This window comes from Pseudomonas sp. 2FE, assembly GCF_005503735.1.
Classification (GTDB): domain Bacteria; phylum Pseudomonadota; class Gammaproteobacteria; order Pseudomonadales; family Pseudomonadaceae; genus Aquipseudomonas.
Window position 1 is genome coordinate 104,068 of record NZ_SCMO01000009.1, and the last position, 25,981, is coordinate 130,048.

A 25,981-nucleotide genomic window follows, 5' to 3' on the forward strand; every position below is an offset into this window, starting at 1 on the left:
GCTTTGTTACTGGACAACAGAAATAACGGCCACGTAGGGAACACGCTGCGCGATCACCTCGCCGCAGGATCGAAGCTTTCCGTGCTTTCAGGCCTGTTCACTATCTATGGCTTCTCAGCGCTCAGGAAGGAGCTCTCCCGCATCGACGGCGCAAGGCTCCTGCTGTCCGGCTGGGAAGGCTCACCGCTTCAGGCGCTCATCGGGTCGGATGCCGACCTGCGCCTCGTGAACCAGCTCGACCAGAAACGCATCGCCAGAGAATGCGCCAATTGGCTCGCCAGCAAGGCAGAGGTTCGCTCTGCCAACGCAGCCCAGAACATGTTCCTCGTGGAAGACGGCAGCCAGGGCAGCTTTGCCATCCACGGTAGCTCTGCCTTCACCCCCGCCGGCCTGGGCGAAGTTCAGGCCGATACCCCGCTTATGAATACCGGCATCAACGAGCCAGAAACTACCAAGCAGCTAGTGACCTGGTTCAACTCCGTCTGGGCAGATGCCCCGAGAGCCCGCGACATCAAAGATGAGCTCCTTGAGAAGCTTGAGTTCATCGCCGCCGATCAGCCGGGCGACTTCATTTATTTCCTGACGCTCTACAACATTTTTAAAGACTTCCTCGATGACATCGACGAAGACAGCATCATCAAGACAAAAACAGGGTTCAAGGACACCCTTGTCTGGAACAAGCTTTACAAGTTCCAGAAGGATGGTGTGCTGGGTGCTATTGACAAGCTGGAGAAGCACAACGGCTGCATCATCGCCGACAGTGTTGGTCTCGGTAAGACCTTTGAAGCGTTAGCGGTCATCAAATACTACGAGCTGCGTAATGACCGTGTGCTGGTGCTTTGCCCTAAGAAGCTACGGGATAACTGGACGATCTACACCGTCAACGACAAGCGCAACCTGCTTGCGCAAGACCGCTTCAATTATGACGTCCTGAACCATACCGACCTGTCTCGCACGAAGGGCAGCTCCGGCGAGATCAATCTCGAAACCCTGAACTGGGGAAATTACGACCTCATCGTCATCGATGAGTCGCACAACTTCCGCAACAACAACCCCACCAAAGGCACCAAAAACCGCTATAGCCGCCTGATGGAGGACATCATCCAGTCAGGCGTGAAAACCAGAGTGCTGATGCTCTCCGCCACGCCAGTGAACAACCGCATGAACGACCTGAAGAACCAGGTCGCCTTCATCACCGAGGGGCGCGACGACGCCTTCAGCGATGTCGGCATCAAAAATGTGGAAAGCACGCTGCGCCTGGCGCAGAAACAGTTTAACCAGTGGGTCAAGCAACCGCCTGAAAACCGCAGTGTGGCGTCCTTGCTGGATACGATGAGCTTCGACTATTTCAAGCTGCTCGATATCGTCACCATTGCACGCTCCCGCAAGCACATTCAGAAATATTACGGCACGGCAGATATCGGCGAGTTCCCTGTGCGACTGCCACCACAGAACATCTATGCCGATCTCGATTCAACACACGAATTTCCGCCGCTGAAGGAAGTGAACAAAACGATCCGCAGGCTCTCGCTGGCGGGCTACTCGCCCATGAAATTCGTCCGGACTGACAAGAAGGATGAGTACGCTCGGCGCTATGACAACGCTGTTGGCGACGGCAAGAGCGTCTTCAAACAGGTTGACCGGGAAGAGAGCCTGATCCACCTGATGCGCGTGAACCTGCTCAAGCGCATGGAAAGCTCGATCAACTCCTTCACGCTGACCTCGCAAAAACTTCTGGCGCAGGTGGAAGTGCTGCTTCAGAAGATCGACGCTCACGAAAGCGGCGACATCGAAGCCCTGAATATCGAGGATATTCACGACTTTGAAATGGACTCGCCCGAGCTTGAGCCTTTTATGATCGGCAACAAAACCCGTGTCCTGCTCCAGGACATGGATCTCATCCGGTTCAGGCAGGAGCTTGAGGCTGATCGAGTCTTCCTGACCTCTATCGTCGAATCCGCGCAAACCGTGGACGAACACCGCGATGCCAAGCTCGAAAAGCTCAAAGAGGTCATTGCCAAAAAAGTCCGGGAGCCATTAAACCCCGGAAACAAGAAGGTTATCGTCTTCACCGCCTTCGCCGATACCGCGAAGTATCTCTATGCCCATCTTGTCGATTGGGCGCGGGACGAGCTCGGAATCCACAGCGCACTCATTACCGGTGGTGGCACCAACAAGACGACCCTGGCCGGGGCGGGCTCGGATCTGAACAATCTCCTGACGGCTTTCTCCCCTGTGTCGAAAGAGCGCGGCAAGATCGATCCCGATGCCAAGGCTGAGATCGATCTGCTGATCGCTACCGACTGCATCAGCGAGGGACAGAACCTTCAAGACTGCGACACGCTCGTCAACTACGACATTCACTGGAACCCGGTCAGGATCATCCAGCGCTTTGGCCGCGTTGACCGTCTGGGCTCGAAAAACACGAAAATTCAGCTCATAAACTTCTGGCCGAATATGGAGCTGGACGAGTACATCAACCTTGAAGCCAGGGTGGCGGGCCGCATGATGCTTCTGGACATCTCGGCCACGGGTGAGGAAAACGTCATCGACGCCAACGCCCAGGAAATGAACGACCTGGAGTATCGCCGTACGCAACTTCAGCAGCTCAAAGATGCCGTGGTCGATCTGGAAGATATGGCGGGCGGCGTTTCCATCACGGACTTAACCCTGAACGACTTCCGCATGGATCTTTCAGGCTATATGAAGAAGGGTTTGCACCTGCTGGCGCAGGCACCTAACGGCCTTCATGCCGCCGTCACCATTGATGCAGACCTCAAAGCCGATGGCCTCAAGCCCGGCGTCATCTTCTGCCTGAAGAGCATCAGGGATGGTCATCGGGCCGTCCAGGTGGATGAGAACTATCCGCTTGCGCCATATTTCCTGGTTTATGTGTCAGATGAAGCTGTCGTCGAGCTCAACTTCACGCAGAGCAAGAAGGTTCTCGACCTCCTGAAGAAGCATGGCCTCTCGGCAACATCCGTTGATAGAGAGGCAGCCGGGCAGGTAAACGACCGTACAAGGAATGGTTCCGACATGGAACAGTACCAGCACCTGCTGGCCGTCGCGGTGGATAGCATTGCAGGCAAGAGCGAAGAGAAAGGTGTGCAAAGCCTCTTCACAAGAGGAGGCACAGTGCTCACCGCGACCAGCAGCCAGGGCATTGAGGATTTCGCCGTTGTAACCTACCTCATCATCACGGACGCTCCGTAAGGCAAGGATACGCTATGACGCCAGGTACACTGGAAGCCTTCATTGACCATCTTTCAATTCCCAGATCCTGTGAATTGAACAAACCCGTTTTCAAGAAGCTCTTTCTTGAAAACGGGGTGCTGGACATCGCCGATAAAACGGCCCTGAAGGACGATGTTGAGAAAATACGCTGGTTGTACACCCTTAAAGCCGCCACGATCAACGTCGCTGCCTATGTTGACAGCGAGCGCGACTTCTCTGAAATCGCGGTTCTCCGGGTAGACCTCATATCAACCAAACGGCTAAAGCGCATCGCGAACTTTATGCAGCGGTCGATTCCGTACCCGCTCATCCTGCTGTTTACGCACGAAAGTCAGCTTTGCCTCAGTCTTTCCGACAAGCGCATCAACCAGGCGGATAAGGAAAAATGGGTCGTCGAAGATCCCCTCTACACGGACTGGATAGACCTGGCCGCACCAACAGCTGCGCAGGCGGCTTTCCTGGAAGACTGCAATATCAACAGCTTTTCCTTCGCCAATTTCCTTAGTTTCTATAAAAGTTTGGCTGAACGTGTCATAGCTATTAATTGCGCCGCCCATAGCGGACGCTATGAGCGGGACGCAGCCGACAATATAGAAAATAAACCGAGCGAGGGCCGTCTGGAACGGCTTCGCGAGCTTGAAAAGCTCAATCTGCAAAAAACAGAAATCGCCAATAAGCTGAAAAAAGAACGGCAGATGGGACGGCAGGTTGAGCTGAATACCAAGATCAAACAGATCAATGACGTAATTGAAAAAATTAGAGAGAGCATTTGATGAACAAGCCCGCTATGGACTTAGTGACGCTTCAGGATGGTGAAAGCGCGAACATCGTGAGCGAAAATATTGAGCAGCTTAAAAGTATATTCCCTGAGGCTTTTGGTGAGGGTAGCGTCAATTTTGACACGCTACGGCAGCTTCTGGGTGATGCTGGTGTTATTGACGAAGGCGAAGAAAAGTACGGCCTAAACTGGCATGGAAAAAAGAAGGCTCGCCAGATCGCACTAACGCCATCGACCGGCACACTATTACCCTGCCCGGAAGAGAGCGTCGATTGGAACACTACAAAAAACCTATTTATCGAAGGTGATAACCTTGAAGCGTTAAAGCTTTTGCAAAAAAGCTACGCAGGCAAAGTTAAGCTGATCTATATCGACCCTCCATATAACACGGGTAAGGAATTTATTTATCCTGACAGGTTCCAAGATAATCTGGATACCTATTTGAAATATACTGGCCAGATTGATGATGAGGGCGTGAAGTTCTCCAGTGATGTAGAAGTCTCTGGGAGAAAACATACGAACTGGCTAAACATGATGTTTCCTCGGCTTTGCGCAGCGCGAAACCTGCTCAAAGACGATGGCGTCATTATGATTAGTATTGATGAAAAGGAATCGCTAAATCTCCGGATGATTTGTGACCAGATATTTGGCGAGGAGAATTTCATCGCTCAGTTCAGTGTCGTGACCAACTACAAAGGCAGAAATGACAAAACGAACGTTGCCATGGCTCACGAATATATAATTTCGTATAAAAAGTCTTCTTTTGTCTCAGGCGGGCTCCCCTTAACCGCAAGCCAGATTGCAGAGTATAAATTAATAGATTCTGATGGAAAAAAATACAAACTGAGAGACTTAAGGAAGCGTGGCGGCCCGGATAATCGATCAGATCGTCAAAAAATGTGGTTCCCACTGTACCTCTCGGTGAAAACACGAAAGTTGTCTATTGAAAGGCTTTCTGAAGACGATATCGAAATTACTCCTAAAAAGAGTGACGGTTCAGATGGACGGTGGCGATGGGGAAAGGAAAGAGTAATCGATAATCTAGATAATCTAGAAGCGTCCTATGTCAAGAAAAATGACAAATGGAATATTTCTTACAGAATCTATCTTCAAACAGCCACATCTACGCCTATAGAAGGTGATGATGATCTTGACGAGGACGAAGATGACTTTTCGTCCAATGGCTCAATTCCAAAGTCCATTTGGATGGGCGGTGAATTTTCTACTGACGCAGGGAAAAGGGCTTTTAAAAAGCTGATACCAAGCGCTCCACTCGAATATCCAAAATCTGTCGAGCTGCTGAAAAGATGCATCTATTACGGAACCAGTGCCGACGATATTGTCTTGGACTTTTTCTTAGGGTCAGGCACGCTAGCACAAGCCCTTTATGAGGTTGAACTAGAGCAACCCAAAGGAAGGCGCTTCATTGGCATCCAACTTCCTGAAAAGTGCGAAGACAACGCTGCCGCGTTAAAAGGTGGCTATAAAACCGTTGCTGAAATTGCAATGCACCGAATTCGTAGAGCAGCAGAAGAGATAAAAAAGGCAAACCCTGGCTATAGCGGGGATTTGGGGTTTAAAGCCTTTAGACTAGCTAGTTCAAATATTAAGATCTGGAATCCGGATCGCAACGATCTCGAACAAACATTGCTTTCTCACCAGGAGCATTTAATCGAGGGGCGCACCGAGCAGGACATCCTATATGAGCTGTTGATCAAGCGCGGCATTGATCTGGCTGTGCCTATCGAAAGCAAAAATGTATCCGGCAAAGAAATCTACAGTATTGGCTACGGCGTGTTGTTTGCGTGCCTTGATCAATCTATCGCCCAGGCCGATGTTGAAAATATTGCCCAGGGAATTCTCAAGTGGCATGAGGAGCTTAACCCAGCTTCAGATACGCATGTCTTTTTCCGTGACAGTGCATTCAGTGATGACATAGCAAAGACCAACATGGCCGCCATTCTGGAACAGAACGGTATCACCCATGTTCGCAGCTTGTAAGGAGTGTCACTGATGAAGCTGCATTTTGAAGACAATCTTGATTATCAGATGGCGGCGATAGCATCCGTCGTTAGTCTTTTTAAAGGACAGGAAATCTCACGTTCGGAGTTCACTGTCACTTATCGTCCTGAGTCCGGGCCGCAGGCTTCACTTGGTTTGGCGGAAAATGAACTCGGCGTTGGCAACCGCCTGCAACTGGTCGATGAAGAACTTCTCGACAATTTGCATACTATCCAGCTCGACAACGGTCTACGCCCTGCTGGCAATCTCGCAAGCGGCGACTTTACGGTTGAAATGGAAACGGGCACAGGTAAAACTTACGTCTATCTGCGCACGATATTTGAGCTGAATAAGAATTACGGCTTTACAAAGTTCGTAATTGTCGTGCCTTCTGTTGCGATTAAGGAAGGCACGAAGAAAACGCTTGAAATTACGCGCGACCATTTCGAGAACCTGTATCCCAAGGCGAAAGGCTACGAGTATTTCCTGTACGACTCATCCAAGCCTGGGCAAGTGCGTAGTTTCGCCACGAGTTCCAATATCCAAATCATGGTGACGACTGTTGGCGCTATCAACAAAAAGGACGTCAACAATCTCTATAAAGAGCATGAAAATACGGGCGGCGAAAAGCCTATCGACCTGATCAAGGCCACTAGCCCGATTATTATTGTGGACGAACCGCAAAGCGTTGATGGCGGTCTGCAAGGACAGGGCAAGAAGGCTCTGGATGCCATGAACCCGCTCTGTACCCTGCGCTATTCAGCGACGCACGTCGATAAGCACCATATGGTTTATCGTCTTGATGCAGTCGATGCCTATGACCAGGGCTTGGTCAAGCAGATCGAGGTTGCCTCCCTCCAGATCGAGGGTGGCAACAACAAGCCTTATATAAAGCTCGAATCCACCCATAACCGTAAAGGTTCGATCACCGCAAAAATCGAAATCGACGTGCAGCGTGGCAAGAAAATCAGCCGCGAGACACTGACGGTAGAAGATGGCGACGATCTGGAGCAGATTGCTAATCGTGCCATCTACGAAAACATGCAGATCGGCACGATTACTTGCGGCAAGAACAACGAGTCCATCCAGATCAAGGCGCCGGGAATCGACGAGACTCTGCGCCCCGGTGACGCCATGGGCGGCGTTAGCCCTGATGAAATTAAGCGCCTGATGATCCGCCGGACGATCAAAGAGCATCTCGATAAGGAGCTGACCTTTGCTGCCAACAAGCAGCCTATCAAGGTTTTGAGTCTCTTCTTCATTGATAGTGTCGAGCACTATCGTCAATACGACGAAGACGGCAACGCGGTCAAAGGCAAATATGCCACGATGTTTGAAGAGGAATATACCAAGCTTGCGAAGTCCAGCGACTATCAAAGCCTCTTCAATGAAATTGATTTAGAAGCTAATGCCGCCGAAGTCCATAACGGCTATTTCTCTATCGACAAAAAGGAAAGGCTTGTCGATACAGCGGAAAATAACCAGGCAGGTCGTGATAACTCTGAGCGTGCCTATAACCTGATTATGCAGGAGAAAGAGAAGCTATTGAGCTTTGATACCAAGCTCAAGTTCATCTTCTCTCACTCTGCCTTGAAAGAAGGCTGGGATAACCCGAACGTGTTCCAGATTTGCGCATTGCGCGATATGGGGTCGGAGCGGGAACGCCGCCAGACAATCGGTCGGGGCTTGCGTCTCTGCGTCAACCAGGACGGGCAGCGCCTGCGCGGGTCTGACATCAACACGCTGACTGTCATCGCCACCGAGAGCTATGAAGAGTTTGCCGAAAACCTTCAGAAGGAAATTGAAGAAGATACCGGCATCCGCTTTGGTATCGTTGAATCGCATCAGTTCGCGACGGTGCTAATAATCGACGACAAGGGCGAGGCGGCACCGCTCGGCGTAGGCCAATCTGAAAAGATTTGGAAATTCCTAAAAGCTGAGGGCTTTGTTGACGCGAAGGGCAAGGTTCAGGACAGCCTCCGTACTGCTCTGAAAGATGGCAGTTTCAAGCTGCCGGACGATATTAAGGCTGAGCTTGGTAGCAAAGCTGATGTCGCTGAAGAAGACATCCAGGGCATTCTTAAGAAGCTCGCTGGCAAGCTCGATATCAAGAATGCGGATGACCGCAGAATCATCCGCACACGCGAGGCCGTTCTTCAGAGCGAAGAATTCAAGGCGCTCTGGGAGCGCATCAAGTACAAAACCACATACCGGGTTGATTTCAAAAACGACAAGCTCATTATCGATTGCGCAAAGGCTATTCTGGACTGCCCGCCCATCACCAAAACCAGGGCACAATTCCGGAAAGCTGATATTGCGATTGGCAAGGGTGGGGTCACCGCAGAAGAGACCGCCGCGTCCGCTTTCACGACGATCCATGAAGATGACATCGAGCTTCCCGACATCATCACGGATTTGCAGGACAAGACGCAGCTCACGCGCAGCAGCATTGTCAAAATTCTCACTGAAAGCCGTCGCCTGCAAGACTTTGCCCGCAATCCACAGCAGTTCATCGACTATGCGTCAGAAGCCATTAACCGCACCAAGCGGTTGGCCCTGGTCGATGGTATTAAATACAGCAAAATCGGCGACGAACATTTCTATGCGCAGGAGCTTTTCCAGCAGGAAGAGCTGAAGGGCTATTTGAAAAATACCCTCGAAACGCAGAAGTCTGTCTATACGCATGTCGTCTATGACTCGGCTGGCATAGAGAAGACCTTCGCCGAAGACCTTGAAAAGAACGAAGCCGTAAAGGTGTACGCGAAGCTGCCATCTTGGTTCAAAATTCCAACACCGCTGGGCACCTATAACCCAGACTGGGCCGTCGTCGTCGATGATAGCGGCCAGGAGAAGCTCTATTTCGTGGTGGAAACCAAAGGCAGTACATGGTGGGGCGACCTGCGCCACGTCGAAGGAGCAAAAATCCTCTGTGGTGAAAGGCACTTTGAGGAAGTCGCCAATGACGACAATCCGGCACGGTACATACGTGCGGTCGATGTCGATGGCATGATGAAGTACGCTCAAAAGAACTGACTTGGCAGCCAGGGATAGACATGAAGTACATCAAAAAAATAAAACTGAAAAATTTTGGTCGCTTCCAATCCATGTCTATCGACCTGGACAAAAAACTCAATATCCTCATCGGCGAGAATGAGGCAGGCAAAAGCACAATTTTGTCTGCCATCAACCTTGTTCTCAGCGGAAGCAGAAACCGCGTTGAAACAATGGGAATAGAAAGGATTCTTAACGCTCAGGCCGTAAAGGATTTTCTCTCTTCCCCCAAAAGGACATATGAGAATCTCCCGACTCTTTATGCCGAGCTCTATTTTAATGAGCAAGGAAATTTCGAGCTTAACGGAAAGAACAATTCAGACCAGGTCGCATGTGACGGCCTTAAGATGGAGTGCCTTCCCAACGATGATCTCGGTAACGAAATAAAGGAGATACTGGCCAGCGATCCCGAAAACTTCCCATTCGAATTTTACACGGTCAGGTTTAGCACCTTTAGTGGTGAAGGGTACTCCGGATATAAAAAATATCTTCGGCACATCCTTATTGATACTTCCGTGGCAAACAACGAACATGCCACAAGGGAATATATCGGAGATATGTATGCAGCGTATGCTGTAGGTTCCGAAAAGCAAAAACATCAGAACGAATATCGAAAAGCTAAAGAAGTGTTCAGAAACGATACTCTTGGGATATTAAATGGCCGCGTTGACGACTATTCGTTCTCCTTAAAAAACGATATAAAATCCAATCTCTTCACTGACCTTACCCTAATTCAGGGTGATACCAGCATTGAGCACAAGGGTAAAGGCAAGCAATGTTTCATCAAGGCCGAGTTCGCCTTGAAGAAGGCTGGAGGTGCCAAGAACGGCATTGACATAGCCTTGATTGAGGAGCCGGAAAACCACCTCAGCCACGTCAACATGAAGAAACTCATCGGTAGAATTAATGAATCCGATGACAAACAGCTCTTCATCGCCACCCATAGCAGTCTCATCAGTGCAAGGCTTGACTTAAGAAACTGTGTTCTGCTCCACGGGAGCTCGCCCCTCCCGGTGCCGATGACAAAGCTCCCCAGCGATACAGCCAAATACTTTATGAAGGCACCCGACAACGGCGTCCTTGACTTTATCCTTTCCAAGAAAGTGGTGCTCGTTGAAGGAGATGCTGAGTACATCCTTCTTGAGTCTTTCATAGAAAAGGTCACCGGCAAGAACATGGAGGAGTCTGATATCCATGTGATTTCCGTTGACGGCACAAGCTTTAAGCGCTTCTTGGATATCTCGCGTTTGCTAGAGATAAGCACTGCTGTCATTCGCGATAACGACAAGGACTACCAGAAAAACTGTGTCGATCTTTACGCTGGCTACGCTGACGGAAAGATAAAAATATTTTCTGACGCCAATAACGCTAGATCAACCTTCGAAATCTGCATCTATGAAGACAACAAGGCATTTTGTGATGGACTGTTTGGGGAAAACAGAAAAACACTCTCCGTGCAGGATTACATGCTCAAAAATAAAACAGAGGCAGCGTTCTCTATCTTGGAAAGCAAAGCTGACGGAATCGTAGTCCCCCAATACATCAGGGATGCTATCGAATGGATAAGTCAGTAATTCTGGCCGTCGCCGGCTCTGGGAAAACCACGCACCTCGTGAAAAAACTGGATACCGAGAAACGGTTTCTGATAATCACCTATACCATAAACAATGTCAGCAACTTAAAGTCCAGGATAGCAGAAAAATTTCAATGCTTGCCTCAGAACATATATCTCGTCTCTTATTTTAATTTTCTCTACTCGTTCTGCTACAAGCCAACACTGCATTACAAAGTTAGGGCAAGCGGTATAAATTTTGAGCCATGTAAGAACAGATTCGCGATAGGCATTAACAGGTATCGCGATCCAGGCTTTCGCCTCTATAGCAACCGCCTCGCTAAATTTCTCGATGAGCAAGGCGTCATGGGAGAGGTTTTACAGCGCATATCAAAATACTTTGATTATGTGTTCATTGATGAGGTTCAGGACTTCGCGGGGCACGACTTTAACTTCTTAAAAAATATTCTCGCAGCAGATGCCAATGTAATCTGCGTAGGCGATTATTTCCAGCATACGTTTGATACCAGCAGGGACGGGGCAGTTAATCGGTCTTTGCACGATGACTTCGCCAGCTACAAAAAGCAGTTTACAAAAATAGGTGTAACGGTCGACGAAGAGACATTAAAGAAAAGCCATCGTTGCAGCCCATCGGTTTGCAATTATGTCTCCGATAAGCTGGGTATCGAAATTCTGTCAAACAGGACGGATGAAACCGCAATATCGTTCATTGAAGAGCAATCTGATGCTGACGATATTTTTTCAGCGGACGGGATAGTCAAACTATTTTATAAGGATAGAGCAAAATACTCTGGCCACACTAGAAACTGGGGTGAAACCAAGGGCGAGGACAGATACGAGGATGTTTGTATTGTACTCAACCCTACAACACTGAAAAACTACAAGGCCAATAATCTTACCAACCTCAACCCCCAGACTAGGAATAAGTTCTATGTTGCCTTGACGCGCGCAAAGGGTAATGTTTATTTCGTGCCGGAAACACTGTACAAAGAATATAAGTCTCCCTGATCCCAGCAATAGTTATACCATTTTATCGAGCTGCCACCCGAGATTGCTACGATGAGCGGAAGCCAGTTCATCCCCCTGAAGACTGCATCCGCTCGCATCCGGCTAGTGCATTTCCGCGTGAAAGATCAAGCCCAGCTTTGCTATATTCTAGTTAACACACACGTGTTTCCAATCAGGAGTAGAAACAGTGTCAAAATTGGCGGAATTCCGAGCAGCTGAACGGGCGCTCCAGGAGCAACTTGCTCAACTCGAAGCGCTGAAAAGCGATGCCGGGCTGAAGAAAGAAATCGAGTTCGAAGAAAAACTGAAGAACCTGATGCAATCCTACGGCAAGGGTCTGAAAGACATCATCGCCATCCTGGAACCGGCTCCAGTTGGCCGCAAGCTGGAGAAGGCCGCAGGGGCGCATCGGCGTCCGCGCGTATTGAAGCGCTACAAGAATCCTCACAACGGCGAAGTGGTGGAAACCAAGGGCGGCAACCACCGTGTCTTGAAAGAATGGAAAGCCCAGTACGGGGCGTCCACGGTGGAATCCTGGCTTCAGGCCTGATCGGCCATGGCCGTTTGCGTATAAGACTCAAGGGCGCAACGCCCTTGAGTTCATCACACGGCGAATGTTCGCCAGCGAGGCCAGGGCCTCTGTTCGGCAAAGGCTTAGTGAGCCTATTCACGGTTGCCGCCTTCCGGCAGAGGGCAGAGCAATACACCGTCAGCTTTTCGTACTTCACCTTTCTGGCTTGAGAATCAGACCCCTTAAAGCGACTGTGACAGTGCCCACACGTCAGGTTATCTCGGATTGCCTCCAGCTCAGCGTTCATGTATCCGGCCATGTGCGTCCCTTTAGTCAATCACGTCTGATTTCACGGCATCCCAGTCTCCCGGCGCAGCGGCGCCAGTGACGAACGCAATCCGCATCCCAACTGTCGGTCGACCCTGCTTCATCAGGTAGGTGGCAGCGCCCGCACACATAGCCTCGTGGCCGGAAGCGGAGTAGTTGCCATCATCATCCCACTCGCCACCGCGCTTGGAATGCACGGTCTTATGGCAAGGGAATGTCGATTGGTCATCTTCAACCAGAGTAGAAATTATCCCCTCCAATCGGCCGCGGCTAAGCGGTATGGCCCCTTCCTTGAGGAAAGGGCAGTTGGCGCAAGGCTTCTTGAGCCGTAGGTGGTGCTCGAAGGGATCACAACTCATCGGAGCCCCCAACCAGGAGTGCATCAATGCGGGCGACCAACTCGCGGGCGTCGCGGCTGTAATCGGGCTCGAAGGTACTGGGCGACTCTATGTCTGCGGCTACCTGTGCGCGAAGGTCGGTCAGCAACTGGGGCAGGTGGACTGGATCTTGGGGCAGTTGCTCCAGGTTGACCTGGCTGATCGGCACCCACTCAAGGACGGGGGCCCGGTAGACCTGCACGCGCTCGTTGTACCAGTCGATGCCCCATACATCGTAGACACCGGAATCGCCCTGGATCTTGGCCGTGTAGGAGGGGCGGAGCGGTAGGTTACCGTACTGCTTGCGGGACATTTCGGTGCCTCGGATTCGGTTGTTGCGCGGATTATGACACCGTGCCGCAGAGACCCAAACGCCCTGCATTTGTTGGGCACTAGGCATATTCTGATACGCTTCGAGGCATAGCAGCCGGAGGCTTTCCAGGATGAAAGACACAGACATCTACAGCAGGATCACGACCGAGCAAGTTCTGGAAATCTTCAAGTATTACGACGCCGCCAGCTTGAAGGCGCAGCAGACAAAGCTGTCTGGCGCGGCGACCCAGTTGGAGAAGCTGACTACTGGGCCGCTGCGAGGCCTGCTAGAGCTGGAGGAATCGGCTCTCATCAAGCAGGCGGGCGAGTTGATCCGGTCGCTGAATCTGAGGGTTGAGCACGCCAAGGAGGTGAAAAAGCGCGATGAGGTTCGCCGGCAGCAGCTTCAGAAAGAGCACGAGATACGGATTAAGCATGCGATTCAGGATCTTCTGCCGCGCCCGGAGCCCAGTTGCGATGCGGCCATGGACTCAGCCCTGTTGCTGCTGGGACTCCACAAGGAAAAGATCGCCCTGGACTTCTACTCGGTACCGGAGGTTCAGAAAGCGATTCTCAAGAGGTTCGACGACACGGTTACCGAGCGGCAGAGTTGTGCCGGGTTCATTGCCTGGCTGTACGATGACATCGAGCGGGGAGTGCGAGACGCTTATTGCAGCCGGGACATCGCAAGCCCGCGAGACGAGCTCCTGGCCGCGTTGCAGCGAGTCGAAGCCGGTCAGTCTGCCATCAAGGCGCTGTACAAGCAGTTGCTCGGCCACATGCAATCGCAGTTGGCCATCGAGCAGTCGTCCAACGTAGAGCGACTGCCGCTGAAGAAGAAGCGTTAGACGACCTGTGCCGGGGGCTCCCAGTCAACACCCGGCATGATCCGCAACATGTACTGATCAAACATCGGAACGGTAAAGGCAGTGTCCCCGTGGTTGGGGCTCCAAATCATACCCTTGCTGATCAGGCTGCTACGGATGGGCCCTAGGGATTGGCTTTTGCGGTTCAATCTGACCGCGATATCGCCCGAGCGGTGCGGGCCAGCGCCAAGATCTGCCATCGCTCGCAGGTAGATTTTTTCTGCCACGGTCATGCGGTCAAAGCGCACACGAAAGAAACTCTCGTCGAGTGCGGCGACTGCGGTTGCCGATGCGGCGCGAACGTCCTGCTGGGTTATGTGGTCGTCCTGGGCCGCCTCCCATGTGCTCTTACCCCACTCCTGGATGAAGTATGGATAGCCTTTGGTCACTTCAACCACGAGGTCAGCAGCATCAGCGTCAACGACAACTCCCTCATCCTCGGCAGGTTTGACGAAGGCCACACGAGCTTGATCAGGAGCAAGTGGGCCAACCTCGGGATAGTCAAAGAGACGTTCCGCGTATGACTTAGCGTTACCTGCGCGCCCCCGCAGTTGTGGGAGGCCCGCGCCAACGATGGTGACGGGCAAGGCCAGTTGAGAAACCCGGTGCAGTGCCGTGATTAGCGCGCCTAACTCTTCCTCATCGACGTACTGGAGTTCGTCGATGAAGATAACCAAGGCGCTACCCGCTGCGCTTGCAACCCGGCCAAGCTGGGTTAGCAGGGCGGTAAGATCGCCTTCAAGATCGCCGTTGTCCGCCAGTCCAGGCTCAGGCTCGTAGTCGATGCCAACCTCGATGTCGTTGAACTTCACCTTCAAGGCTTTGGCGAAACCAGCCAGGGCGCGTAGGCCTCGTATCGCAGCGTCCTTTGCGGCCTCTGTCATGCTCATTTGCAGCAGGGCAATTCGTAGCTGCGGAGCGAGGAGGGCAGGAAGCGAGCGGTTTTCGGGCGCCTCAATGTAAACGGTGCGTATGTGCGACGCTTCGGCATCAAGGAGCATCTGGTTCAGGAGCACGGTTTTTCCGACACCCCGCAGACCGACCATGATGACGCTTTTGGCAGGCCGACCAATGCGGATGCGCTCGATAGCAACGCGCACTCGCTCACGCAGATCGTCACGGCCTGCAAGCTCAGGTGGTCGGGTACCGGCGCCAGGGGAGTAGGGGTTGCGGATAGCGTCCATGATTCTACCGAAGTTAGTTAAATTATCGTAAAAGGATAATATCCATATAAATCGCTACATTCAAGAAAGTGAACCCCGAGCTGGAGGCCTCAGTTTCCTACCGCAATCGCAAGCGAGGGCTAGCTCTGGCGGCGTGCTGCGATGCTGCGATTCATAGCCTGTCGCTGCCACCATCGTGGGAGACGGTGCCAGAGAGAGTGACGGTGAAGTTCAGGTCTTGCATGGGAATCTCCATGGTTTCGATGGCTCTAGGCTATCGAAGGTTTGGAAGAACCCAATTCTGGAAGGGTGGTGGAGTCAGGCGCGGTCGACAGGGTTGTTTAGTCAGGCGAGGGGGATGCGCTTTTGCTGGCTAGATGGATCGCCAGATTTAGGGTCAGCACAACGCCCCCGAGTAGTCCGTAGAGCCAGTGGCCGTGCCCGAAAGTGGAATTGAGGATCAATACAAAGCAAGCGACATAGCCAACTGCTTTGAAGGTGTGATCGATTCGTGGGTGTCTAAGAGCGAACGTCCTCCAGGACGCAAAGATCCGATCCATGGTCGTTACCTAAACAGTGAGTTTGGAAGCAAAGTAGGCAACCGTTACCAGTACCGGCACAACCAGTATCAGACGCTTATCAAGCGTAAGCGCCAGTCCCACGAGATCCCATACAGGTTGCTTTTGCATAAAGATTTCCTTGGTCATGGAGCCTGCACCTTAACGCCGGATTCTATCAGTTTGATTCATCTGGGTGCCCTCGATCATTGGCATTCCTGACGGCTAAAGAAATGGGCCAGTAGCAAGCCCAGAACGCCCCAGAACGCCCATACGAAAAAGCCGAGGGTCAAGATGCCGGCTGTGCCGAACAGACCGCCTGCGATCAACAGAACGGCCAGAGGAACGGCCACGAAAACATCCGACCAGATCAGCAAGGCATTTGCTGCGCCGAACAGGAACATTGTCCAGGCGAAGAAGGCGGGCAGGCGGAGCGATTTGATTGCAGGGGTTGGCATGGGGTACTACTCCGTGTAGTCGGCTAGTTAGATACCTCCAGGCTACGGGATGGCCAAGGAATCCCAAGCCGATCAGTAGGCCGTCGCAACGCAGTGCCCGTGACTCATCCGGTACTCGCGAAGCCGGGCATCAGTCCAGTCGGAAAACTTCTCCTTGGCTTGAGCGATCTTCTTCGGGAGTGGGTCAACACCCCAGACGCCGTAGTTCTTGTTGACGATCTTGGTGGTGCCGTTGGCGGTTGTGACGATCAGGTTTTCCTTGTCGCGGTGCTTCTCCAGCTTGGCTGCTTCCAGCTCCACCCATACCTCAAGGTGGGCCGGGTCGAAGCGGCGCAGGTACTCCAGCTCCTCAAGACTCAACCATGGGCAACTGCGGCAGTTGGAGGGCGGCGGGACGATCTGCCCCTGGCTGGCGATGTACTGCTGGCAGGCTGCGCGATCCATGCCCAAGTCGATCAGCGGGTAGATTGCGTAATGGCATCTCACTTGACCACCCATTTGCATTGCCACTGACCAGCCATTTGCATTCGTGCTGACCAACCGTTTGCATTCGACTTGACCAGCACACACCGTAGTGACGACCGGCAGTGAACGGCCAGAAGGAGACATTCGTTTGCGTCGGGATGCCCCCTATCCAGTCGTCAGGCATTAAGCACTGTTGAGATGGTCGCGTATGAACTCGATGAACCGCTGGGTCTTCGCAGGAAGCAGCCGTGTTTCGGTCAGTGCGTAGACCGAGATGCGAGTGCGACTACGACGAGATGTGCCACATCCTCGAAGGCACCGTGCGCCTGACCGATGCGGACGGCGTGGCGAAGACCTTTGGGCCGGGGGATTCGTTCGTGGTGGCGGCGGCGGGGCTCAAGGGAACCTGGGAAAACATCACGCTGGTGCGCAAGGTGTATTTCATTCTCGGATGAGCTCGGCCCGGGCGGATAACGATGACAACTTTGCCGTCGCCTACCTGGGCCTGTCCCGCCCCGGCTCCGGTCCGTCACCCGCGGATCGGACTTGCGCCGGGCCCTGGCAAGCCGGGACGACGCGTCGTGCGAGCAATCAGGCCTGCGCCTCGCCTGGGAACGCCGGCAGCCCGTACGTCAACGCAAGTTCCAAGGCCGGTTACAAGGGGTATAACTATCAGAACAAAAGGCGGCTCACCCAGAATAGGCCCTCCAAAGGCAGCGCCCGGGCCAGGCGCCCCAGGCCTGATCGGCGCCTGCGGCGCGGAGCGATGTGATGAGTTCCAGAGCATGGCGATGGGCTCGCAAGAGCCTTCTTGGCTGCATCGAGCTAGCCTTGCTGGTCGCTCCACTGTGCGCCAGCGCCATGTTCAAGTGCCAAGCCAGGGACGGAGCCATCAGCTACACCAGCCAAGCCATCGCCAGCGCCCGCTGCACTCGCCTGAATGGCATGGCGGGCGCCGGTGTCGGCGCCAAGGCAATGGCCCTGCCACGGCTTGTGCGGGACGACAACTCAGGCGCGCTGCGGATTCGGGTGTACACCTTCATCCACAAGGGTATTCGTCAATATGTGAGCCGGCGCCCCGTCGGGATTTCCGCACGGGTCGATGTCCTTGAGCTCTATTACATCAAGGGCTGCTATCTGTGCATGGCGCCGAAGGATTTCAAGGTCGCCTCACTGCGCCTGGACACCCATTCCTATCGGCGGGAGATCGAAGCCGCTTCGGGTCATTATGGTATCGACAGGGCGCTGGTCCGCGCAGTGATACATGCCGAATCGGCGTTTCGCCCCAACGCCATTTCCGAAGCCGGCGCACAGGGGCTGATGCAGTTGATGCCCGCCACCGCCGAGCGCTTCGCTGTGGACGATCCGTTCGACGCACGACAGAACATTCGTGGTGGCGTGCGCTACCTGGCCTGGCTGCTCAAGCGCTTCAACGGCAACCAGGTGCTGGCGTTGGCAGGTTACAACGCCGGCGAAGCATCCGTGGTCGAGTACAACGGGGTGCCTCCCTACGCCGAGACGCAATCCTACGTCACCCTCGTGCAGTCCTTGACCGAACGCTATCGCAACCATCGCTAGTACCGTAGGGCGCATAACCCGGAATAGGTAATACGCCGGGCGGGGAATGGCTCAACCGAACTTCCACGCTCACCGGTAGCTATCGACCCAAACCAGCCGGTCGCGACAGGCAGGAAGCGGCCAAAAGCGGCCATCGGGTCGATGAGCGCTCCCGGCCAATAGCAGTCGCTCAAAACTTTCTACAGACGCGTGGACAGTTCATCCTGGATGATGCTGCACTGGTGAAATGCCAACGTGTTCACAGTAGAGGTAAATTGGTGGTGATGGACAACCAAATGGCTTTAGAGGCAGCTGTTCATCAGCTGATAGCTCAGATCACCAGCATTACAACAGAGTGGGCTACGCGCCATGGAATTTGGTATGACGCTTGCCTAGCTGATCCCATCTCTTACTACGACGATGAGCCTTTCATTGGCGGACCGTTGCTCCTGCTGTGTGCGGAGGGCGCGGTAAACACCGTGCTCGAATGGGACCACAAAGAGGCGCAGGAGCTTCGTCAGGAGCTAGAAGAGGTCGGTGTTTACTTAGAGTTTGAAGAGTCCTGCATTTCGGGTTTCTACTTCATCGATCACGAATGTGAACTGGTTCATGCGGCCTATCGGGTAGCGCGTTGGAAATGGATATGTCGACTTGTTGAAGCTGATACGGCGGACGTCAGTGGCGACCTGTATGCTCATTTCGCGGCCAATGCCCAAGATTTTCATCGCCTTGCTCATCGCGAATTTGAGACATTAATCAGTAGTATCTTTGCCGCCCGTGGATGGAAGACAGAACTAGGCCCCGGTTCTGGGGATAAAGGTGTAGACCTGCGTATCTGGCAACGAGATCCAATTGGAGATCTGCTTACGCTGGTGCAAGTGAAACGTTACGCCCCAAATAACCCCATTGGGTTGGAAGCGGTTGCAGCGCTCTCGGCTCATGTCGACCGACATCAGGCTAGTCGAGGCTTATTCATTACCTCCTCACGCTATCTGCCAGGGGTTCGCGATTTTGCTCAAAAGGCTGGCTCAAGACTCGTCCTTGCAGACAGCTCCAACCTGACTCAGTGGTGCGAAGAGTCTGCCCAAGAAATGTTTATGGCCCGTAATCGAGCCGTAGCAGCGCAAGAGCTAGTGCCTTTGCTTCAAGGTATTCAAGTTCGAGGAGTTGATCCTCGCTTGGTAGTCGGTGATCGGAGGTACCCGTGTTTTTGTGTTGTATTGCGTGAATCGCGGACCTCCGCTCTGCTGGCACGCATACCGAGCATTCGCATTACTGGCGATGTTCAAGCGGGACAAGTGATGCCTGTTTTGAACATGGGCGCAGACACTTCTGAACACCGTGAGGCGGTGTTCCGTGCAACACGGAGTGAAGAAGGCGGCAGGGTAAGCTACTGGGGACAGCGGACACTGTTCTCTACTTGGAATGGCCTACCAGTAGGCTTTTCCCATTGGGATTAATATAAAAATCATGAGCGGCTTTAACTTGGTCCGCTACTGATATCCATACTTAACCGACCGCTTTTGGCCGTGAGCATTCCCTGATCGAAGGTCCGCTTTTGAACGATTTCTGCCTTTGGCCAACGACATATTGGGTCGGTTGCTGCCCTTCAGTGCCTGGCTGACGCACTCCCCTGAGTGGCACCCGCTGACACTGATCAACTGCAAACAGCTGGTCAGCGTGAATGCAAATGACTGGTCAGTTGGTGTGCAAACGGGTGGTCAAGTTAGTGCAATTACGCAGTAGATGTTGTCAATGCTCTCACGGTACCAACGATGCCCTTTACGAGCCGGATCAGCCACGCGGCGCTCTTCCCCGGTTGCAATGCCGATCATCATTTGGATCTTGCCGTAGGTGGCGGCGAACTCGCGGATGCCCTGCTTGCGTCCGTGCTGGACGCCGTAGCGCTCGCTTAGCCAATGCTCCAGGAAGCGGTAGATGGGTCGAAGCTTGAGACGGTCGGTACAGGTCTTGGGGTAAGCCTTGCTGCCAATCGTGCCCTTACTGCGGAAGAAATGAAGCAGGCTGCTCCAGGATTCGGAGTGGTAGCCCTTGTCGGCGGTGAGGAAGTGGAACTCCACGCCATGCGCAGCGCAGCGCAGCTTGGTGCGCTCAACGTGTTCGTAAGTCTCGGCGTATTCGTCGCCGGTATCGCTCATCACCACCATGAAATCGCCGGGGGCATACTTGGCCCGGAATGCTGGGTCGTTGAAGTACAACTCCAGAAGCGCGGTGGAGTCTTGGCCAGCGCCGTAGCTCAACACGGTCAAACGCGGGGCTTGGGGTGCGAAGAGGTCGAGATTGCTGAGCATGGTGGGCACCCGCTGAAAAGAGATGCCCCTACCTTCTCTCGAGGCTGGGAAATCCCAAGCCCTCGGCCTGCAAGCCCTTCTGGTGCTGATAGCCCGAGGGGATTTTTTCCCCTCAACAGATGATGCTTACAGCTCTCGCGTGAAGCGCGAGGCCAGACGCCCGGTGCCGCTGTAGGGGGATTGGCTGAACTCCGTCACCTCCGGCCCGGTGTAGGTGACGCCGTAGCGATAGGGGTCGCCATCCGACTCGGTGTCGAGGAACTGCTCTGCTTCGTTGCCGGTCGCGATGACTGCCATCGCGAAGCGGTCGGACTGCTCACGGAGCTGGAAGTACAGGGTGTCTGTGCGGGCGTCAGAAGTCATGGGCTTCTTCCTCGGGAGGCAAGTGCTTCATCTCGGCGATCTGAGGCATCGTTAGCACTTTGAACATCCAGGGTTCCAGCGGCTCAATCTCGGCTTCCATACCGTTGTAGCGGGTAGATTCGCCTGATTCCAGGGGGAAAACACCGTGCGGAACATCTGACAGGCCTCGGAGCCACATGCGAGCGCGGTAGTCGATTCGCCACTGACCGACCTCGATCCAGACATGAGGTGCAATGCCCTGACCGTCAGCAGCCAGACTGCCAACCATTACTCGGAAAGGAATGCGCTCATGGCGCAGCACGGTGGCGATCAAGCGGGCCATGCCGTCGCACTCGACCGGTGCGGCATCCAGGGGTTCCAGCAAAGCGGCCAGCTCCTCCTGGCTGGGGATTGGCTTATTCATCGTGCTTACCCCGCAAGGCAGAGTGCTGAGGGTGACGACTCCACCAGTCTTTAGCGACCCGATCCGGCACCTTGGCGACCTTGGCCAGATCGTCGATGGTCAGAACGCTCCTGAAACGCCGGTCTTGCCAGGACTGGCTGGGGAGATGCTGCTGAGGGGTGTCGGGAGCCAGCCAATTCAGCGCCTGCTGCGCGTTGTGGAATAGGCGGCTGCCCTGATACCCCAGTGCGCTAGAAACCATCACAGCGAAGATCTGGGTGCGCTCGCGAGGGTACAGGGACTGGAGGAGGGTGATTAGGGGGCTAGAGGGGGCTGCAACCTTCGGCACCCTGCCTGTGGCCATGTAGGCTGCGAGCGCGCTCGGGCTTTTCAGTATGCGATTGATATTGCGTGAGTCGACCATGTGAACCTCCGTGGAATCAACATGGCCAAGGTATTTGCGCTCTGGGAAATCCCAAGCGAGGGGACAGGGTGTCGGTGTCTTATGCGGGGGAGATGTTTTTCACGGATTAGGTGTAGGCATGGACATCGCACAGTACACAGTTCACTGCATGGACAATCCAGCTCCGCCGATTGCTTTCAGCCGATGTAGCAAGGCCCGTGGGAGGGTGATGAATTCAGCCATCCCGCCCGGCAGCAAACGGCCAAAAACAGACACACGGAGGCATCTCCCGGATCTGGCCAATGCACAAGGAAGTACTATCTTGGAAAGTGCTCAAAGGGATAAGGTGCGTTGACTACATGGATATATTTGGGGAAGTCATGATTGCATCTGAAGATTTTGACTGGAATGAATTAGTTGCAGTGCTTGCAGAAGCAGTTCATGACGAGCGTCTGTTGCGTATGGGTTTTTGGGTTAGTGGCTGGAGTGAGGCTTTCGAGAAGGCGGGGCTTACAACGGCTGCCATGCGGCTTATTGAGATATTGCGAAGCCAAACTTTTGATGTTTTTAATGATAAGTTTTTTAATTATGGGAGCAGTGGCAGTCTTGTAAATATTGGACTTTTTGCTGTGTGGCTAGCTAGGCGGTCAAGAGCTGTCGGGCCGGAAAGCGCGCTTAAAGGTGTTCAGCGATTTCTAGAAAAAAATAAAGCACCAGTAATCAACACATTGGTATTAGCAGGCGTTCGCGTCAACAAAGAATACGATGTAGGGGGCGACTTTAAACTAGCGCCATTGTCCTCGCTCGGTCAATATGACATCGCGCATTTGGACGAATATCTCTATTCAATGAGACAAGCTTGGGGGATGGTTATTCCATCAGCAGCACTAATCATAATTGACTCAACATCGTTAGGACATAATAGTTCTGCGGAAGCGTCGGAGATTGAAAGATCTAAACTATTTAATCAAGAGCTCTTCTGGCTTGTGTTAAATCTATTTTGTTCGGAGGGAGCGCCGACGCCTCTGGGGCGCTGGCATCTACTGCCAGAATGGGCTCCTTTTTCAGGATGCCTTGATGGTGGGTATAGTTCCGCATTGGAAATAAAACATTCAAAAACCGATGAGGATATAGACGATCTTAATGTAGAGAAAGCTATAGCGCTGTATGAAAGGATAAAGAATCTTGCTGAAGGAATCCGTGCGCCGATTATTATAGCGCTGTACCGGCTAAGCCAATCTATGAACACTTGGGATCGTGTTCAGCAGGCAATCGACCTGGGGGTGGCACTAGAGGCGGTACTCACTCCAAGCAATAACACGGATCAATTATCTTTTCAGTTTAGACTGCTGGGAGCACTTTTGACGGGTGACACACTTGAAGATAGGCTTCATGCACATGATATTTTTAAGGCTATTTACATTCTTAGATCAAAGGCAGTTCACAATGGTGTACTCCCAGACTCCAAGTTTAAAGTGTATGGCCGAGAAGCAAAACTATCTAGTCAAGATGTAATGATAGAGGGTGGCCGTCTGGCTAGACTGGCAATTATAAGAATTATAGATATGGGAGGGATTTCGACTGAAGACTATCCGGCTTTTATACTGTCAGCCGGTGGGCGTGAGTTAAAATAAATAATTCTGATCATCTGTAGTTCGATAAAGAAAAGCCCGCGAATTGGCGGGCTGGGGTTTGAGTGGTTATTTTGTCGATGATGCGAGAAGTAGATGGGTCTGATTCAGCCGATTAAATCGTCTGAAAACGGTGGTTACTCGGTGGCTTCTTCAGCCGCCATCAGATCGTTGCGGTGCAGCGAAACGGTGGCCTGAGCGTCGATGTTCTTAGCGTCGAACACGTCCACGATCACCCCCTCGCCGGTGTAGTTCACACACGTCCAACCGTACTGCCGGTGGCAGACGTTGATGCGGCTATCCTGAACAGCCGGGGCTACTTCGAGATAGATGTTCTCCTCGTAGTCGATGGTGACTGGCTCATCGATCATGGAGCGCAGCTTCCGGATACCTGCCTCGACCTCGGCGCGCAGTTGCTCGACAGACTCCGCTTTGGCCATATCGGTTTCGACCTCGGCAATGGCGGAGCGGACGGCAGCAAGCATCTCTCCGATGCCCTCTTGAACACCATCACCCTCGAAGCCGGACATGAACTGCTCGGACAAGCGCAGGGCCTGGAGGACGGAGGCAGTGGAACCGAACTGCGCCGCCGGAGCCGGAGGTTCGTCGGCCTCGGTAACGGAAACAATGGACTCGTAGACCTCAAGCGTTGCAGCGCTTTCGCCGGTAACGAGGCCGTTACCGACGATGACCTTAACGGCGTGCCCAAGGTTGTCGATCAGCTCGTGGCAACTGAGGGAGCCGCTGGCGGTGGCGTCGCCGCCGTCCGGGGAAACGGTGCCCTGGAAGGTGAGGGTGAAGTTCATGTTATTCATCGGGGATACCTCCTTGGTCTGAGTGCTTTCAGGCTATCCCCGCCCGACAGAATCCCAAGCGGCCAAGAGGTTAGAACAAACTCATCTGCCCACGGAACGGCTCGAACAGCATCCATGGGCCATCGAAACCGGCGGCCTCGGCAATCTCCCGCGCTTGCTCCGCCGAATTGAAGCCTGCGGCATCGGTGAGCTGGTCGGTTGCGCCAAGGCACATCTCGCCCTGCATCGACTTGTAGATCCCAACGTACATAGGGTGGCCACCGTAGGCCTGCCAGCCAGCGGTGTAGGGGTTTGCAGGGGAAACACGCTCAAAGGCCTGCTCGCTCACTGGCAGAACTCCACGGCGCGAATATCCACCACCGGGCCACCTGCTGCCTTGGCGACCGCCTCGCTGACCTGTGCCTGATGCGTCTTGCGCTGCTCGAGCCAAACTCCATGGGCGAGCATCTCTCCCTCAGTTGAGAACCCCAGAGCCTCAGCCATCTCGCCGGCAGTTGGTGGCAACACACCGAACTCATTGCCAGTGGCCAAATCCAGGCAAAAAACTTCCACCGGAACTGCTTCACCTGGGTTGAAGCGCACATGGAATATCAGGCTGGCAGCGGCCTCGGCACTTTCGACATAGCAAACCCTGATCCAGTCGAGGGTTTCAGTGTCACGCCAGTTTTCGGTGTCCGTTACAGAACCGCCGAACTCGTACCGTACAAAGGCGTCCTGTGCCGCGCTGGCTCGCTGAGCCTGTAGCTCTTGGAATGTCATGTTGGTAGGCATTTGGTCGCTCCTGACTAGATGCCAACAGGTTACGGCGAGGCGGGGAAATCCCAACTGAAGCGGCCAACCCGATCAGACCGCTTACCTGGATGGGCAGCTTTTGCCGTATGAGATCCGGAGGAAAAGAGCGCCATGAATCTCGGGGCAACTCTCGAATACGCAGGTACTGAAGCCGGCGGACTTCAGGTCGGAGGGGATGTTGCGATCACCCCAGCTCCGGGCCTGCTGCTTGGTCATCAGGCCTTCGAGCCTGCCGAGGCCGAGCCGGACATGAAACTTCTGACTGGCATGGCTCATGGTCATTTACTCCTAAGCACGTCCCAGTGAGTAGGCCGCAGCTCTGCTGCTTCCAATCGCTCAGCTTCAACCGTGGCATCGTGCTCCGAGTTCCAGATGGCCTCCGAGTACCGCTCGACCTTATGCTCGTCATCGTGAAAAACCAGATCGAATGCTGGGCCTGCGTAGCTGCTCGATATGTCTCGAACCTGGAATCGGCGTAGAGGCTCGAATTGGAGGGCGCAGTTGTTCATGAGCTTTCCTCAGCGGATGGTCGCGTAGCGAGTCGGGATGAAGCCAAGCTGCCCGTACTGGGTCTGCTCGATCTCAGGCAGAGTCACCGCCAGCGCAGCCATCTCATGCTGGATGCCTCGTGGCTGGACGCTGACCGCGACACCACCGCCATTACGGCAGAGGATCACCACAGCATCGTCGACGCGAACAGTACAGGCATCGCTATCGCGGGAAAGTTCGTAGTCGTCCTGAGCCAGCGCAGGGCTATTCAGGGTCAACACGGCCTTCGTTGCCGCCGGCAGGCGAACTTTGGCGATGAACTCCAGCACATTGAGACCGAGCTGCTCATGCACGCGCTCGCTGAAATTCTCCAGCACCTGCTCCATGGCGAGATCGAGCATGGCCTTGAGGCGCGGCAGATAACTCTCGCAGCCACTGATTTCGACTTCGAGATCAGCGCTCAGCTTCGAGATGCCGAGCTGCTGAGTTGCGAGTTTGAGATGTGACATTCGGGCGACTCCATGTGCGCTTGAAAGATGCCTTTGTTTTCACACGG

General features: G+C 53.5%; 26 protein-coding genes and 1 pseudogene. 12 read left to right on the plus strand and 15 right to left on the minus strand.

The features are described 5' to 3' along the window. Positions 1–3 precede the first annotated feature (3 nt). From FFS12_RS14550 to FFS12_RS14580, 7 genes are all read left to right on the plus strand, one after another. Positions 4–3,213, plus strand: coding sequence for a helicase-related protein (locus FFS12_RS14550; protein ID WP_137887650.1), 3,210 nt, complete (start codon positions 4–6; stop codon positions 3,211–3,213). 14 nt (positions 3,214–3,227) lie between these two features. Next, positions 3,228–4,007: a DUF4391 domain-containing protein gene (locus tag FFS12_RS14555; protein WP_137887652.1), complete on the plus strand. Its 780-nt coding sequence runs from the start codon at positions 3,228–3,230 to the stop codon at positions 4,005–4,007. Then, a complete protein-coding gene (locus FFS12_RS14560; RefSeq protein WP_218568984.1) occupies positions 4,007–6,013 on the plus strand; it encodes a site-specific DNA-methyltransferase in 2,007 nt (668 codons plus the stop codon). Before FFS12_RS14555 ends, FFS12_RS14560 begins: the two co-directional genes overlap by 1 nt. Positions 6,014–6,025: 12 nt before the next feature. After that, entirely contained in the window at positions 6,026–9,046 is a 3,021-nt protein-coding gene (locus FFS12_RS14565; RefSeq protein WP_137887654.1) for a type III restriction-modification system endonuclease, read from the plus strand. Positions 9,047–9,066: 20 nt separating this feature from the next. Next, positions 9,067–10,638 (plus strand): ATP-dependent endonuclease, encoded by a 1,572-nt coding sequence (locus FFS12_RS14570; RefSeq protein WP_137887656.1) that lies wholly within the window; start codon positions 9,067–9,069, stop codon positions 10,636–10,638. Then, on the plus strand, positions 10,623–11,645 hold the full coding sequence (locus tag FFS12_RS14575; RefSeq protein WP_137887658.1) for a UvrD-helicase domain-containing protein: 1,023 nt from the start codon (positions 10,623–10,625) through the stop codon (positions 11,643–11,645). The genes FFS12_RS14570 and FFS12_RS14575 overlap by 16 nt, the downstream gene beginning before the upstream one ends. Before the next feature lie 187 nt (positions 11,646–11,832). Continuing rightward, on the plus strand, positions 11,833–12,195 hold the full coding sequence (locus FFS12_RS14580; RefSeq protein WP_137887660.1) for a histone-like nucleoid-structuring protein, MvaT/MvaU family: 363 nt from the start codon (positions 11,833–11,835) through the stop codon (positions 12,193–12,195). Positions 12,196–12,831: 636 nt separating this feature from the next. Here FFS12_RS14580 and FFS12_RS14590 read toward each other — a convergent pair. Further along, a complete protein-coding gene (locus FFS12_RS14590; protein WP_137887663.1) occupies positions 12,832–13,173 on the minus strand; it encodes a hypothetical protein in 342 nt (113 codons plus the stop codon). Positions 13,174–13,303: 130 nt separating this feature from the next. Here FFS12_RS14590 and FFS12_RS14595 point away from each other — a divergent pair, with 130 nt between their 5' ends. Beyond that, the gene (locus tag FFS12_RS14595) at positions 13,304–14,020 is read left to right on the plus strand and encodes a hypothetical protein (protein WP_137887665.1); all 717 of its coding nucleotides are present in this window, start codon (positions 13,304–13,306) and stop codon (positions 14,018–14,020) included. On the opposite strand, the gene FFS12_RS14600 is transcribed toward FFS12_RS14595, so the two are convergent. The 5 genes and pseudogenes from FFS12_RS14600 to FFS12_RS20265 all read right to left on the minus strand — a co-directional run. Further along, positions 14,017–15,222: an ATP-binding protein gene (locus FFS12_RS14600; protein ID WP_137887667.1), complete on the minus strand. Its 1,206-nt coding sequence runs from the start codon at positions 15,220–15,222 to the stop codon at positions 14,017–14,019. The genes FFS12_RS14595 and FFS12_RS14600 overlap by 4 nt on opposite strands. Positions 15,223–15,770: 548 nt before the next feature. Next, complete coding sequence (locus FFS12_RS19950) at positions 15,771–15,908, minus strand: hypothetical protein (RefSeq protein WP_171011885.1); 138 nt, start codon at positions 15,906–15,908, stop codon at positions 15,771–15,773. A gap of 56 nt (positions 15,909–15,964) precedes the next feature. Further along, entirely contained in the window at positions 15,965–16,216 is a 252-nt protein-coding gene (locus FFS12_RS14605) for a hypothetical protein (RefSeq protein WP_137887669.1), read from the minus strand. A gap of 72 nt (positions 16,217–16,288) precedes the next feature. Next, positions 16,289–16,702, minus strand: coding sequence for a hypothetical protein (locus FFS12_RS14610; protein WP_137887671.1), 414 nt, complete (start codon positions 16,700–16,702; stop codon positions 16,289–16,291). A gap of 162 nt (positions 16,703–16,864) precedes the next feature. Continuing rightward, positions 16,865–16,957, minus strand: a pseudogene (locus tag FFS12_RS20265) (LysR family transcriptional regulator); the annotation flags it as partial. Between FFS12_RS20265 and FFS12_RS14620 the strand changes: the two are divergent. The 3 genes from FFS12_RS14620 (at position 16,930) to FFS12_RS14630 (ending at position 19,698) form a co-directional block, all read left to right on the plus strand. Further along, a complete protein-coding gene (locus FFS12_RS14620; protein ID WP_137887673.1) occupies positions 16,930–17,136 on the plus strand; it encodes a cupin domain-containing protein in 207 nt (68 codons plus the stop codon). The pseudogene FFS12_RS20265 and the gene FFS12_RS14620 overlap by 28 nt on opposite strands. A 316-nt stretch (positions 17,137–17,452) precedes the next feature. Further along, positions 17,453–18,259, plus strand: coding sequence for a lytic transglycosylase domain-containing protein (locus FFS12_RS14625; protein WP_137887675.1), 807 nt, complete (start codon positions 17,453–17,455; stop codon positions 18,257–18,259). 221 nt (positions 18,260–18,480) lie between these two features. Continuing rightward, positions 18,481–19,698 carry a restriction endonuclease gene (locus FFS12_RS14630; RefSeq protein ID WP_137887677.1) on the plus strand — a complete coding sequence of 406 codons (1,218 nt, stop codon included), beginning with the start codon at positions 18,481–18,483 and terminating at the stop codon, positions 19,696–19,698. Between the two features lie 261 nt (positions 19,699–19,959). On the opposite strand, the gene FFS12_RS14635 is transcribed toward FFS12_RS14630, so the two are convergent. From FFS12_RS14635 to FFS12_RS14650, 4 genes are all read right to left on the minus strand, one after another. Next, entirely contained in the window at positions 19,960–20,550 is a 591-nt protein-coding gene (locus tag FFS12_RS14635) for a hypothetical protein (protein WP_137887679.1), read from the minus strand. A gap of 126 nt (positions 20,551–20,676) precedes the next feature. Further along, a complete protein-coding gene (locus FFS12_RS14640) occupies positions 20,677–20,913 on the minus strand; it encodes a hypothetical protein (protein ID WP_137887681.1) in 237 nt (78 codons plus the stop codon). Then, positions 20,903–21,316, minus strand: a complete 414-nt coding sequence (locus FFS12_RS14645) for a hypothetical protein (RefSeq protein WP_137887683.1) — start codon at positions 21,314–21,316, stop codon at positions 20,903–20,905. Before FFS12_RS14645 ends, FFS12_RS14640 begins: the two co-directional genes overlap by 11 nt. Next, positions 21,309–21,719, minus strand: a complete 411-nt coding sequence (locus tag FFS12_RS14650) for a hypothetical protein (RefSeq protein ID WP_137887685.1) — start codon at positions 21,717–21,719, stop codon at positions 21,309–21,311. Before FFS12_RS14650 ends, FFS12_RS14645 begins: the two co-directional genes overlap by 8 nt. A gap of 281 nt (positions 21,720–22,000) precedes the next feature. Here FFS12_RS14650 and FFS12_RS14655 point away from each other — a divergent pair, with 281 nt between their 5' ends. Then, the gene (locus FFS12_RS14655) at positions 22,001–23,332 is read left to right on the plus strand and encodes a HEPN domain-containing protein (protein WP_137887687.1); all 1,332 of its coding nucleotides are present in this window, start codon (positions 22,001–22,003) and stop codon (positions 23,330–23,332) included. Positions 23,333–23,466: 134 nt separating this feature from the next. Here the strand turns inward: FFS12_RS14655 and FFS12_RS14660 are convergent, their stop codons facing one another. From FFS12_RS14660 to FFS12_RS14685, 5 genes are all read right to left on the minus strand, one after another. After that, positions 23,467–24,144: a hypothetical protein gene (locus FFS12_RS14660; protein ID WP_137887689.1), complete on the minus strand. Its 678-nt coding sequence runs from the start codon at positions 24,142–24,144 to the stop codon at positions 23,467–23,469. A gap of 70 nt (positions 24,145–24,214) precedes the next feature. Beyond that, positions 24,215–24,472 (minus strand): hypothetical protein, encoded by a 258-nt coding sequence (locus FFS12_RS14665; RefSeq protein ID WP_137887690.1) that lies wholly within the window; start codon positions 24,470–24,472, stop codon positions 24,215–24,217. Beyond that, entirely contained in the window at positions 24,469–24,915 is a 447-nt protein-coding gene (locus FFS12_RS14670; protein WP_137887692.1) for a hypothetical protein, read from the minus strand. Before FFS12_RS14670 ends, FFS12_RS14665 begins: the two co-directional genes overlap by 4 nt. A gap of 81 nt (positions 24,916–24,996) precedes the next feature. Then, a complete protein-coding gene (locus FFS12_RS14675) occupies positions 24,997–25,212 on the minus strand; it encodes a hypothetical protein (protein ID WP_137887694.1) in 216 nt (71 codons plus the stop codon). Between the two features lie 242 nt (positions 25,213–25,454). Then, positions 25,455–25,934, minus strand: coding sequence for a hypothetical protein (locus tag FFS12_RS14685; protein ID WP_137887698.1), 480 nt, complete (start codon positions 25,932–25,934; stop codon positions 25,455–25,457). Positions 25,935–25,981: the final 47 nt, after the last annotated feature.

Coding starts and splice junctions, on each gene's coding strand:
- FFS12_RS14570 (WP_137887656.1), top strand. CDS start 9,067: ATGAAGTACATCAAAAAAATAAAACTGAAAAATTTTGGTCGCTTCCAA.
- FFS12_RS14560 (WP_218568984.1), top strand. CDS start 4,007: ATGAACAAGCCCGCTATGGACTTAGTGACGCTTCAGGATGGTGAAAGC.
- FFS12_RS14635 (WP_137887679.1), bottom strand. CDS start 20,550: ATGCTCAGCAATCTCGACCTCTTCGCACCCCAAGCCCCGCGTTTGACC.
- FFS12_RS14650 (WP_137887685.1), bottom strand. CDS start 21,719: ATGGTCGACTCACGCAATATCAATCGCATACTGAAAAGCCCGAGCGCG.
- FFS12_RS14605 (WP_137887669.1), bottom strand. CDS start 16,216: ATGCCAACCCCTGCAATCAAATCGCTCCGCCTGCCCGCCTTCTTCGCC.
- FFS12_RS14660 (WP_137887689.1), bottom strand. CDS start 24,144: ATGAATAACATGAACTTCACCCTCACCTTCCAGGGCACCGTTTCCCCG.
- FFS12_RS14625 (WP_137887675.1), top strand. CDS start 17,453: ATGAGTTCCAGAGCATGGCGATGGGCTCGCAAGAGCCTTCTTGGCTGC.
- FFS12_RS14575 (WP_137887658.1), top strand. CDS start 10,623: ATGGATAAGTCAGTAATTCTGGCCGTCGCCGGCTCTGGGAAAACCACG.
- FFS12_RS14640 (WP_137887681.1), bottom strand. CDS start 20,913: ATGACTTCTGACGCCCGCACAGACACCCTGTACTTCCAGCTCCGTGAG.
- FFS12_RS14555 (WP_137887652.1), top strand. CDS start 3,228: ATGACGCCAGGTACACTGGAAGCCTTCATTGACCATCTTTCAATTCCC.
- FFS12_RS14590 (WP_137887663.1), bottom strand. CDS start 13,173: ATGTCCCGCAAGCAGTACGGTAACCTACCGCTCCGCCCCTCCTACACG.
- FFS12_RS19950 (WP_171011885.1), bottom strand. CDS start 15,908: ATGACCAAGGAAATCTTTATGCAAAAGCAACCTGTATGGGATCTCGTG.
- FFS12_RS14600 (WP_137887667.1), bottom strand. CDS start 15,222: ATGGACGCTATCCGCAACCCCTACTCCCCTGGCGCCGGTACCCGACCA.
- FFS12_RS14645 (WP_137887683.1), bottom strand. CDS start 21,316: ATGAATAAGCCAATCCCCAGCCAGGAGGAGCTGGCCGCTTTGCTGGAA.
- FFS12_RS14565 (WP_137887654.1), top strand. CDS start 6,026: ATGAAGCTGCATTTTGAAGACAATCTTGATTATCAGATGGCGGCGATA.
- FFS12_RS14675 (WP_137887694.1), bottom strand. CDS start 25,212: ATGAGCCATGCCAGTCAGAAGTTTCATGTCCGGCTCGGCCTCGGCAGG.
- FFS12_RS14685 (WP_137887698.1), bottom strand. CDS start 25,934: ATGTCACATCTCAAACTCGCAACTCAGCAGCTCGGCATCTCGAAGCTG.
- FFS12_RS14655 (WP_137887687.1), top strand. CDS start 22,001: ATGCACAAGGAAGTACTATCTTGGAAAGTGCTCAAAGGGATAAGGTGC.
- FFS12_RS14595 (WP_137887665.1), top strand. CDS start 13,304: ATGAAAGACACAGACATCTACAGCAGGATCACGACCGAGCAAGTTCTG.
- FFS12_RS14670 (WP_137887692.1), bottom strand. CDS start 24,915: ATGCCTACCAACATGACATTCCAAGAGCTACAGGCTCAGCGAGCCAGC.